The following is an 11,146-nucleotide window of genomic DNA, read 5'->3' as shown; positions in this document are numbered from 1 at the left end:
ACTAATTGGTTATTTGATCGTAATACGCTATTACTTTCACTACCGACTGCTCTTTCTCCTCACTAAAATTTAAGCGATTATCTTTAATAAACTTTTTTAACTCCGCTTTTTTATCTGCCAAAATATCTATCAAGGCATTTTTGCTGCCGAAACCTTTGTATAGCCCGTTTACTTTGAGGTACATTTTATCCGACTCATCGGCAAAATATTTTTCGAGGCTGGCGGTGTTGCTGGTTTCTAAGGTTTTTCTGCGGGATATAATAAACTCGGTTTTGCCGGCGTACATGCGGTCGTAAAAACCGGCGGCCAGGTTTTGCCCGTTGGTTTGGTTTAACTCATCCATCCTGAAAAAATGGTGCCCGTATATATCAAAGGCTTGTACCCTATCGCTTATCAGCTCAATACTGGCGGCCTTGCTGGGCAACTGCATCACTACCGATCCCTTATACAAATCGTACATCATTTGCAGGTTGCTGTACTTAAAGCCATCGTACTCTACATCGCCATTGGTAAAGCCCGGGGTATCGGTAAAGTAAGGTATGCCCTTAATCATTTTGGGATAAAAGCTATACTCGGGGCCATTGTACAGCCTCGACTGGTCGCCAATGGAGGTGTAGTAGTTAGCAACAATATTATCTACCTGGCTTTGCCTTGCGGAGGACTCCGAATCGGCATTTTGGGCAAAACTGCGCGCACAAAAAAACATAGCAGCAACGCTGCCTATGGCGCAGTTAACTAAAACTCTTCTCATTTAAAATTGGTCAATTGGAATTTTGAAATTACATAGTTTTAGTTAAATACCAAGCGATTACCTAAAAAAATAGTTAAAATGTTTAAGTGTAACGCATTTATTACGTATTACAACAAATCCATTAAATAAAAAAAGGCAAACAATTGGCAATTAAACAACGGGCATTGGGGGAATTGAGCCGCTGCTAAAACTGAAAGCAATATGTAAAAAAAGAATGATGAGGCAAAATTATCGATGAATACCGTGCAGCTTTCCCGATAATATTTAACCATAGCCCGGCATTATTGGCGCATCGGGATTAAGCCAACGCGTTGCCTGTTTTTAATGCTGAAGATGGGGCAAAATCAGGTGGTATTTTCTTCGCCTGTAAAATGAGATCAGCAAATCCTATCGCTGCAGTATCGCGTTTCTATTACTTTTTGTTGGCGCTTACTAAAAGCGGCTGCTTGCCGGCAATAAGCGACTGATCGTAAAAAGCGACAATTTTAACAACCGCCTGCTCTTTATCAGCATCGAAATTAATTGCGTTATCTTTAATATAGGTCGAAAGCTCCTGTTTCCTGTTGCTCAAAAGGCTCAGTAGCGACTTTTGGCTATCGAAGCTTTTGTAAGCGCCATCTATTTTAACATACATACTTGCAGCTTCGGCAGAAAAGGTGCCTGCCTGCATGGCTTTTTCGCGATGAACGATAAACTCGGTTTTGCCACTGTACATCACATCATAAAAACCGGCAGGAATAGCAGAACCGGCTTCTTGAGAAAAAGCCTCTACACGTACAAAGTGGTGCCCGGCAATGTCAAAGCTTTGCACTCTATCGCTCACCAGCTCTACCATAGAAGCTTTGTTGGGCAATTGCATTACTACCGAACCACGGTTCATATCGTACATCAACTGCATGTTTTTATAGCTAAAACCATCGTACTCCACGTTGCCGGTGCTAAACTCTGCCGCATCGGCAAAGTAGGCATTGCCTTTTATGGTTTTATCGTAAGCGTCGTACTTGGGGGAGTTAAACAGGCGCGATTGGTCGCCGTTGCTGTTGTAGCCCATTACCATATTGTCAATAGCCGACTCTTTTGAAGTCAACGCGGCCTCGATATTTTGCGCGAAACTATTGGTATTAATCAACAGGACTGCAACGCAGCCCATTGCGTAATTGGCGATTCTTCTCATGAAAATTGGTATAATTGGAATTATGAAGATACAAACTTCAGTTTATAAACCAACAATTACCGTGCAAAAAACTTTCGTTTTTTTTAATTTCAGATCATAACCATGGGTGGGGCCTTGAATGCAGGTTGGGCAGAAAAGCGCCGTTAAATAAACATAAACAATTAGTTAACAAACAAATAAGACATAACTACCCATTAAAAGAGATGGAGAAAACCGTATTATTTTTTTGTATCGTTTTTAAAGAAAACTCGTACCCGTGGTTCAGCATTATCTCGCGTACCAGGGTTAAACCTATCCCCTGCCCGTCTTTTTTTGTACTAAAGAAAGGAGAAAACAGCTGGGCGCTCTCCTCTTCGCTAATGCCTTTTCCGGTATCGGTTATGGTAAGCAGATGCTTTTTAATGTCGACATTAAAGGTAACAACACCCTCTCCCTCAATAGCCTCGATAGCGTTTTTCACGATATTGATGAGCGCCTGCTCCAGTTGCTGCACATCGGCGTTGATGATGTATGGGTTGGGCGACGCATTAAATATTAGCTGCACCTGTTTGCCCTGCGCTTTTAGCTGCATTAGTTCTATCACGGCTTTTAGCAGCAGGTTAAGGTCGGTAGGCTTTTTATTTGCGGGTGGCAGCTTCACCAAATCGGCAAAGTTGCGCATGAAGTGGTTGAGGTTTTGATTACGGTCGAATGCTACCTGCAGGGCATTATTCAGGGCGTTGTCGGGTTGGTTTTCCCACAGGCTATGGGTGCGGAGGGTCGATTGCAATATGGAGTTGACCGGGCCAATGGTATTGTTCACCTCGTGCGCCATCATGCGTATCACTTTTCCGTAGGCATTCTTTTCGGCGGCCAGTATCTCAGCTGTAAGTTCTTCTATCATTAAAAAGCCACGCTGAAAACCACGATCTATAAAGTTTGACCGCTGCAGTTTGTAGGTATTAATGCCATCGGGTTTTAGGGTAATAGATTCGCCCGCTTTTAACGAGGCCGCATGTTGCAATAAGGGGCTTGGTACCTGCCCTATTTCCTGTCCCACCATTTCTTTTTCCGATAACGCCAACACTTCCACCGCCTTAGGGTTGAGCTGCTTGATGCGGTTATCGTGGTCGAGTATCACTATCCCCGTTGGCGAGGTATGTATCAGCTTCTCTAAAAAGAAGTGCTGTTCTTCCTGCCGGGTGCGTTCGTCTCTCAGGGCGTCTATCATGTGGTTATAAACGTTTATCAATTGGTCAACTTCGTGCTTGCCCGTGGGGAGGAACTTCACGCTAAAATCCTGGTCTTTAATAGCCTCGATGCCTTGCAACAGCATTTTTATGGGGCGGATGAGTTGCTGGTATAATTGTATAGCAATAACTACCGAAATGAGCACCACCACCTCGGATGCGATGAACCATATCCTGTCCTGATCGAAAATATAGAAGCTTAAGGCCAGCGCAAGCGCGTGCAGTATTACTACAAAAAGGATGTACTTAGTCCTCAGCTTCATCGTAAGGAATCTCAAATTTTTCGAGCCTGCGGTACAGGGCGCTGCGCGTGAGGCCCAATGCCGGGGCCGCTTTGCTCACCTTGTTTTTGTGGAAGGCCATGGCGCGTTTGATCATTTCTATCTCCATCTCCTCCAACGTTACAGTACCCACGCCGGGCCATTTAGTATCGCCTGCTTTTTGCGGCGATAGCTCCAGTTGCGAACGGAAATCGTCTATCTCCAACACATTCTTTTTGCTGACGAGTATAGATCGCTCCACCAAATTCTTCAACTGGCGTATGTTACCCGGCAACGGCAATTGCTGCAACCACTTCATGGCGCTTTTACTAACCGATAACTCGGGCCGGTTGTATATCTGCTTCAGGTTGTTCATAAAAAACTCCACCAGCAGCGGTATATCCGTAGGGCGCTCGCGCAGGGCAGGCAGCGTAACGGTGATGAGATTGATGCGGTACAGAAGATCCTCCCTGAAAGTACCGTTATTTGCCATACTCGAAAGGTTTTTATTGGTGGCGCAAACCACACGTACATCTACAGTTTTAGTGCGGCTGCTGCCAAGCACCTCGTAAGTACGATCTTGCAATACGCGCAATAACTTTACCTGACTGCCGGCATCAAGGTCGCCTATCTCATCTAAAAAAATGGTGCCTTTGTTGGCCAATTCAAAACGCCCCGCCCTGTCGAAACGTGCATCGGTAAAAGCACCGCGTATATGGCCGAACATTTCACTCTCGAATAAGGAGGTGGATATCCCGCCCAAATTCACCTTAATGAACGGCTTGTTGCGGCGCAGGCTATTCTGGTGCACGGCTTCGGCTATCAGCTCTTTACCCGTGCCGCTTTCGCCCATAATGAGGATGGAGGCATCGGTGCCTGCCACCCTCCCTATGGTTTCCAGTATATGCAGCATCTGCGGGTCTTCGCCTATAATGTGCTTAAAATTGTACTCTTTGTCCAGTTGCTTGCGGGTGCGGTTAACGGCCTTTTCTTCGCGCAGATCCAGCAAGGTTTTTACCGACTGCAGCAAATGCCCGTTATCCCAGGGTTTGTTAATGAAATCGTTGGCACCCAGTTTCATGCCCTGCACGGCCAAAGCTATGCTTCCCCATCCGGTAATCAGGATGATAGGTATACCCGCATTCAGCTTTTTAATGTCGCCCAGCAGTGCCATCCCCTCCTCGCCTGTGGTACTGATGGAGAAATTCAGATCCAGGATGATGAGTTCGGGCGCATCATCCCGAATGATACGCAGGGCTTCTTCGGGCGCATCGGCACCGCTTACGGCATACCCTTCGCTCCTGAGCAATAGCTGGAGCGAGGTACGCACCGCCACATCATCATCAATAACCAGTATCATACGCCAAAGCTAAATTATTATTCTTCATGTAAAGCAACCGCCGGGTAAATTGCCGCCGCCTGTTTGCCGGGGTAAAGCGAGCAAATAAGCACCAGCGTATAAATAAATATCGCCGCAAAAAGCAGGGCCAGCAGGTAAACACTTGCAGGCAAGTCGAATACGTTAAGCAAGGGAAACTGCACGGCGAATACGGCACCTAATACCAGCGATAAGGTGGCCAGTATCAAAGCTTCATAAACCAATTGTGCCGATACCGCATTACCCGGCGCACCAATGGCTCGGCGCAAACCTATCTCGCCTTTGCGTTTGTTAATGTTATACCAAAGCACACCGAAAATGCCCAAGGCCACGTTAATGATTAGAAACGCTGCCACTATCGACAAAATGATAAGCGGCACCAGCGTGAACTTGTTGTAGGCGGTAAGTTTGTTATCCAAATGCTCTATCTCGATGTTAGAGTTTTTGAAGGTGTTCGACATCAGTTTGTACAATTTCCCCTCGAAGTTCGCATCGGCCTCGGGCGCAACTTTCACCAATATTTTGCCCATCCATTTGTAAGCAGCGGTATCGTGCGCATTAAACAGCCCGGGGGCGGCCTTTTGGTAATCGCCATCGTTTTTTATGTCGGCTATTATGCCTATTACCTTGCGTTTGTTTTTGTCGTCGTCGCTGCCCAGCAATTTGCCAAGGGCCTCACCTTTACCAAAAACTTTTTCTTTCAGCGTTTCGTTGATCACTACCACATTGGCTTTTGATACCATATCGGCTTTGTTATACCATCTCCCCGAAACCATTTTGGCACCCATCACTTTCAGGTAATTTTCGTCCATAAAAAAGTTATTTACGTTGCTTATCTCCCTGCCCTTAATTTTAAAACCGGTGCTCATATGGTTGTTACTGAAGGGGATGTTGCTGCTTGCGTAACCCGCGTCTACCACCAATGGCAGCGCCTTGATATTGCGCAACAGGGTTTGATAAACCAGCGTAACCGAATCGGCATTAGTGGTTTCGAGCGTGTGGTTATAGCTGATGGCCCAAACCTTATCGTAATTGATGCCCATAGGCTTGGCGTAGTTGTTATAGGAGTTGATGGCGAAACTGAATACGCCAAAGATGACCATGAACGACAGCAATATCTCCACCATCAGCAGCGAGTTTTGCTTCTTCTTGTTCCAGATCATTTTAAATAAATGCTTAAACATGATATTTTGAGTTTATAGGTTGATAAATTTAATTTTATAAAAAGGCGCGCAAAGGCCGGTGCGGTTCCCCTCTTGAGAGGGGTGCAGGGGAGTGTTGAACGCGAAACCGTTAGTGGCTAACACACCCCTGCTCTCGCTCATCCTTACCCGCCCCCTCTCAAGAGGGGAATTTAAAGCGCGCCTCTCCATTTTAGTTAGCCTTTAAAGCAGCTACAATATTGAGCTTAGACATGCGCCAGGCAGGATAAACGCCTGACAGCAGCCCGAAGAACAGGCAGGTAAGCAAAGCGTAACCCAGCACTGTAAAGTTTAGCCTTAGGTTCAGGTTAGCTATCAGGTCAGCGTCGTTAATAAAATACATTACCACTACCGATAACACCACGCCTATCATCCCGCCCAAAAAGGTGAGGATAAGGTTCTCGACGATGAATTGATAAACCAGCGTTTTAGACGACGCACCAAATGCTTTACGCACACCAATTTCCGACGAGCGCTCCATGATGCGCGTGATATTTACGTTCACCAAATTCAGCGTAGGCAGTAGCATCACGAACAAAGCAAAACAAGCTATTGCAGTGAAAACGATCGTCATGCCCGAGCTTTTCTCATTACCTGTACGTACGTAGCCCTCCAAATAAGTATCGGCATGGCTGTACAGGTGGTCCCACTCTTTGCCGGGGATGGGAAGTTTGGCAGTAAGCTCGGCATACTCCTTCTTCATTTTTGGTACATCGGCAGCATCTTTTGCTAACACAATAGCGCCGTAGCCTCCCAGGTAGCCTTTATCGGCATCAAGCTTGGTTTTGGTGGTGGTAATAGGCAGGTAAATATCTGAATAGAGCACGTATGCTGTGATGGGCAGGCTTTTTACTACACCGCAAACACGGTATTTAATATTATCCGCCTCTATGTACTTACCAATCGCCGGGCCGCTGCCCTCGCCAAAGTATTCGTTCTTCATATCTTCAGATATTACGGTAACGCGTTCGGCATTATCGGTTTGTTGTTTGCTGATAGGCTTGCCCTCCACAAATTCAAAATCGAGCACGTTCCAGAAATCAGCATTCACGTACTTGTAATTGATGGTCACTTTACGATTATTCACATAGGTATTGGTAGAGTTAAAACCCGACGAAATAGCCACCATTACCGGTGTTTTCATTTTGGCGATGTAGTGGTCGATATAGTAGTAGCTTAAACCGGCAGAGTTCATGCTCTCCTTTCCTTTCAACTCCATTTTAGCGATGTAGAGCGAGCGGTCGCGTTTACGGTCGGGGTAGTTATCGTTGGCTATTTTATCAATAAAGGCGGTCATCACCAGCAAAATGGTCAACGTAAAGCTGATACCGAACAGGCTTATAAAAGTGAAGAACTTGCGGCGTTTGAGTACCGCTATGGCAATTTTAAAGTAATTCTTTAACATGGCTTTTTGTGTTTAGGTTGATGAATTATTGAACCTGCGAACCATCGAACAGCCTTACCAAACGATGCGTTTTTTTGGCCATGTGCTCATCGTGCGTAACCATTACAATGGTGGTGCCCTCGGTACGGTTCAGTTGTAACAGTATGTCCATTATCTCGTTACCCATGGCGCTGTCCAGGTTACCGGTAGGCTCATCCGCCAATATAATTTCGGGGCGGCCCACTATGGCCCTTGCAATGGCCACACGCTGGCGCTGCCCGCCCGATAGCTGCGTAGGGAAATGTTTAAGGCGGTTGCTCAGTCCTACTTTCTCCAACGCTTCGGTAGCTAACTCGCGACGTTCTTTTGCCGTGGTGTTGCGGTAAAGCAATGGCAGTTCTACGTTATCCAGCACCTGCAGGTCGTTGATGAGGTGGTAGCTCTGAAAGATAAAGCCCAGCTTTTTGTTGCGGAAGGCGGCCAGTTGCTTATCATTCAAATTGGTGGTGCTTTGCCCGTCTATTTTTATGCCGCCTTTTGAGGGCGCATCCAGCAGGCCCATAATATTCAGCAGCGTACTTTTGCCGCAGCCCGAGGGGCCCATTATAGATAAAAACTCGCCTTTTTCTACGTCAAGGCTAATGCTGTTCAGGGCCAATGTTTGTATAGTGTCGGTACGGTACACTTTTTCGATGTTTTCTAATTGTATCATAGTATGGTTTAATGTTTGAATTATTGAATGAGTGAATGTTGTTTTTTATAGTTTGATAATTGTTTGTCGTTAGTTGTTTGTCGCTATTTTACTCACCCCGACATTGCTATCGCTTGTCGACCCTCTCTGCTTCGCAAAGAGGGTGAGTAGTTGTCTTGGCTCTTGATTCTTGCCTCTAACCTCTATTTATACGTTATTTTCTCTTTCCTTTCAAAATCATACAGGCTTAAATACCGCAGCTGGTAATAGGCTCCCCAAAAATCGCGTAGGGCGGCTACGTAATCGCGTTTGGCCTGGTCGTTCTCCTGGAAGGCGATGCTAAGGTCGGTGATGCTGAGGTCGCCAAGCACGTAGCGGTCGCGGGCTATTTTGTATTTTTCGGAGGCTATGCTATCGGCCTGCGCGGTGAAAACCAGTTGGTTCTTCATCATGTTGAATAGTGTTACCTGCGTTACTATCTGCTGTTTAAACGTTTGCTTATCCTGCTCTACGGCGTACTCGGTAAATTGCTCGTTGGCCTGCGCCGTTTTTATGCGCGATTTGGAGCGCCCCCAATCTAGCACCGGTATGCTGAACTGCAATTGCAGCAACTGCTGGTTTTGCGGGTTACGGTAAATATCCGGAATGTTGCGGGCGGTGTTCGAGTAACCAATATTTGCGGTTAATGTAGCTATTAACCCGCTTTGGCCCTTGGCTTTTGCTACATCGCGTTTGGCCTCAGCAATACGGCGTACAAAACCAATAGCATCGCTGCGGTTGGCAAAGGCCTCGGTCAATACCTTTTCTGCCGATACTTCCATGTTGATGGTAGAACCCGGTAATTCCAGCGCTATTTTATCATCGCCTTCCGTGCCGGTATAAGTGCGAAGGTTCAGCGTGGCAATTTCCATATCGCGTTTGGCCGTGCCTACAGCTTTTTGAGCGTTCAGGCGTTCGAGCTGCAATTGTAATATCTCATTCTTGGATATCTTACCCAGGTCGAATTTTACTTTGGCAATGGCCAGTATCTTTTCGGTATTGGTAAAATTGGTTTCGGCTATCTGCAGGTTCACCTGCCCCAGCAGCAGATCAAAAAAGTAGCCGCTAACGGTGTAGGCTATTTGCTCCTGCGATTCGATGTAGGCTTGCTTGCTTTCGTTAAATTTCAGCGGCTCTATCTTTTTATCCCATCGCAAAGCATTGAACTGAAACAGCGGCTGGCTGTAACCAATGGCATAGGGCACCCCGTTGAACAATTCGTTCTTACGGTCGAAATCGTAAAACCGCTGCATAGAAGTGGTACCGTAAATGGTACCGCCGGTAGCGGTAATGCTCTGGCTAAAATCTAACTGTAAAGACGAATTATCGTTATGCACGGGTTGAAAAACAATAGTACCATCGGGCTGCAGCACGGGCTGCGTGGTTTTGCTGTAGCCGGGTAATATACCGCTAAGCGACAGTTGCGGATTATAGTTCGATTTAAAGGTACGCCATTTCCAATAGTTGGTTTCGCGCACGGTGGTTGCTTGCTTGGCTGCAATGGAATTAGCTTTGGCCATGGCTACCACCTCTTGCAGGCTTAGCCTTAAGGTATCGCCACCGCTGCCGGCCATCGCCCTGGCTGCTACGAGTATGAATGTTATGCTATATAGATACTTCATGGCCTTAATCTTTTAGGGTGAGTTCTTTAGCGTTCTTAAACTCGCTCATGTCTGATGTGATCACCACATCGCCGGGCTTTAGTCCGCTGGTTATCTCCACATAATCGAAATTGGTGAGGCCGATGTGTATGCGGCGGCGTTCGGCTTTGTCACCGTTCAGCACAAACACATCCTGATCGGCGGGGCCTTTAAAGGCGGCGCCATTGCTTACGCGGGTGGTTTTGGCGCGTACATCGGTAACCAGGTAAACATCTACCTTCATGTTGGGGCGAAGCTGCTTGTTGTTGCGCTCGTCCAGCTGCACATCAAAAGTTACTATGCTGTTTTGGATGGATGGATAAACGTTCACCACATGCCCCTTCATGGCTACCTCGTTCAGGCGCACTATTACCGGCATCCCGCTACGTAGCTGATCCAAATAAGTATCGGCTATGCTGCCGTTCACCTTAAAGCTGCCGAGGTCGGCAATGCGGGCAAGGGCATCGCCTTCGTGCACGGTAGCACCAATGTTTTTGTTTACGTAGGTAACTACACCGCCGCGGGTTGCCACAATATTGGCCAGCTGTAATTTACGTTGCAAACTGTTCAGGTCGTTCTGCTGGATGGCCAGGGCGATCTCGGCCTCCTTTATCTCTATCTGCATAGTTTGCTGCTTGCTTTTTATCTCGTTCTCCAGCTGTTTCTTTTCCAATTGGGCAACTTTCAGATTCAGTTCGGCTTGCTCAATACCTTCGCGGGTACCGCCGCCTGCTTTAAAAAGGCGTTTAGCATTCTCCACTGCATCGGCCAGATTGCTTATGCGCAGTTGCTTAATGTCGTTGTTCGATTGAATATCGAAGAAGCTCTTGTTGAGGTCGAGCTTGAGCTTGGCTATCTCGTTGCGTTTGCTCTGCATCTGGAAGTTGGTTTTATCAAATTCCGTTTGTGCCATGGCTTTATCCAGTGTAAGGATAGATTGCCCCGCCTTTACGTTATTGCCAGCATCCATCACCACATTTTTGATAGAGGCATAAATGGGGCTGGTGAGTATCTCTTCAAACTCGGGCAATACCTCGCCGGTAGCATTTAGGGTGTTCTCTACGCTGCCGGTTTCTACTTTAGCGGTAGTTATTTCTGATCGGCTTACGCTCGATTTTAGCGTGGTACGCAGCAGCCAGATGGTGGCAGCTACCGCGGCGATGGCGATGAGCGCTATGATGATGCCCTTCTTCCTTTTCTGGGCGGTTACTTCGTGTTCTATAATTTGGTCCATTTCCGTTGCGATAAATGTTATGATGCACAAGGGTTTGCAACGAACGTACCAAACTTAAATATTTAATAAACAGTCAATTACATAAATTAAAGACTTAAATTCTGTCCGATATCGGACAAACCATCCCGATCTTGGGAAAACCGGGGTAAAAATTATCGAGGCGG

At 46.6% G+C, this 11,146-nt stretch carries 9 protein-coding genes; all 9 read right to left on the bottom strand.

All coding sequences use genetic code 11. The features are described from left to right. Position 1: 1 nt before the first annotated feature. The 9 genes from BC343_RS16805 to BC343_RS16765 all read right to left on the bottom strand — a co-directional run bounded on the left by BC343_RS16805 (position 2) and on the right by BC343_RS16765 (position 10,982). Positions 2–751 carry a hypothetical protein gene (locus BC343_RS16805; RefSeq protein ID WP_143822240.1) on the bottom strand — a complete coding sequence of 250 codons (750 nt, stop codon included), beginning with the start codon at positions 749–751 and terminating at the stop codon, positions 2–4. A gap of 412 nt (positions 752–1,163) precedes the next feature. After that, on the bottom strand, positions 1,164–1,925 hold the full coding sequence (locus tag BC343_RS16800; protein WP_143822239.1) for a hypothetical protein: 762 nt from the start codon (positions 1,923–1,925) through the stop codon (positions 1,164–1,166). A gap of 187 nt (positions 1,926–2,112) precedes the next feature. Continuing rightward, positions 2,113–3,417 carry a sensor histidine kinase gene (locus BC343_RS16795; RefSeq protein ID WP_078348972.1) on the bottom strand — a complete coding sequence of 435 codons (1,305 nt, stop codon included), beginning with the start codon at positions 3,415–3,417 and terminating at the stop codon, positions 2,113–2,115. Further along, positions 3,401–4,774, bottom strand: a complete 1,374-nt coding sequence (locus tag BC343_RS16790) for a sigma-54-dependent transcriptional regulator (protein ID WP_078348971.1) — start codon at positions 4,772–4,774, stop codon at positions 3,401–3,403. Before BC343_RS16790 ends, BC343_RS16795 begins: the two co-directional genes overlap by 17 nt. A 17-nt stretch (positions 4,775–4,791) precedes the next feature. After that, a complete protein-coding gene (locus tag BC343_RS16785; RefSeq protein WP_078348970.1) occupies positions 4,792–5,976 on the bottom strand; it encodes an ABC transporter permease in 1,185 nt (394 codons plus the stop codon). A 190-nt stretch (positions 5,977–6,166) separates the two neighbouring features. Next, complete coding sequence (locus BC343_RS16780; protein ID WP_078348969.1) at positions 6,167–7,399, bottom strand: ABC transporter permease; 1,233 nt, start codon at positions 7,397–7,399, stop codon at positions 6,167–6,169. Between the two features lie 25 nt (positions 7,400–7,424). Then, positions 7,425–8,090, bottom strand: a complete 666-nt coding sequence (locus tag BC343_RS16775) for an ABC transporter ATP-binding protein (RefSeq protein ID WP_078348968.1) — start codon at positions 8,088–8,090, stop codon at positions 7,425–7,427. A gap of 182 nt (positions 8,091–8,272) precedes the next feature. Beyond that, positions 8,273–9,730: a TolC family protein gene (locus tag BC343_RS16770; RefSeq protein ID WP_078348967.1), complete on the bottom strand. Its 1,458-nt coding sequence runs from the start codon at positions 9,728–9,730 to the stop codon at positions 8,273–8,275. Positions 9,731–9,734: 4 nt separating this feature from the next. Then, a complete protein-coding gene (locus BC343_RS16765; RefSeq protein ID WP_078348966.1) occupies positions 9,735–10,982 on the bottom strand; it encodes an efflux RND transporter periplasmic adaptor subunit in 1,248 nt (415 codons plus the stop codon). Positions 10,983–11,146 lie beyond the last annotated feature (164 nt).

Origin of the sequence: Mucilaginibacter pedocola (genome assembly GCF_002013915.1) — a bacterium.
Lineage (GTDB): Bacteria > Bacteroidota > Bacteroidia > Sphingobacteriales > Sphingobacteriaceae > Mucilaginibacter > Mucilaginibacter pedocola.
This window is presented reverse-complemented; position numbering and strand designations above follow the sequence as displayed.

Coding starts and splice junctions, on each gene's coding strand:
- BC343_RS16805 (WP_143822240.1), bottom strand. CDS start 751: ATGAGAAGAGTTTTAGTTAACTGCGCCATAGGCAGCGTTGCTGCTATG.
- BC343_RS16800 (WP_143822239.1), bottom strand. CDS start 1,925: ATGAGAAGAATCGCCAATTACGCAATGGGCTGCGTTGCAGTCCTGTTG.
- BC343_RS16795 (WP_078348972.1), bottom strand. CDS start 3,417: ATGAAGCTGAGGACTAAGTACATCCTTTTTGTAGTAATACTGCACGCG.
- BC343_RS16790 (WP_078348971.1), bottom strand. CDS start 4,774: ATGATACTGGTTATTGATGATGATGTGGCGGTGCGTACCTCGCTCCAG.
- BC343_RS16785 (WP_078348970.1), bottom strand. CDS start 5,976: ATGTTTAAGCATTTATTTAAAATGATCTGGAACAAGAAGAAGCAAAAC.
- BC343_RS16780 (WP_078348969.1), bottom strand. CDS start 7,399: ATGTTAAAGAATTACTTTAAAATTGCCATAGCGGTACTCAAACGCCGC.
- BC343_RS16775 (WP_078348968.1), bottom strand. CDS start 8,090: ATGATACAATTAGAAAACATCGAAAAAGTGTACCGTACCGACACTATA.
- BC343_RS16770 (WP_078348967.1), bottom strand. CDS start 9,730: ATGAAGTATCTATATAGCATAACATTCATACTCGTAGCAGCCAGGGCG.
- BC343_RS16765 (WP_078348966.1), bottom strand. CDS start 10,982: ATGGACCAAATTATAGAACACGAAGTAACCGCCCAGAAAAGGAAGAAG.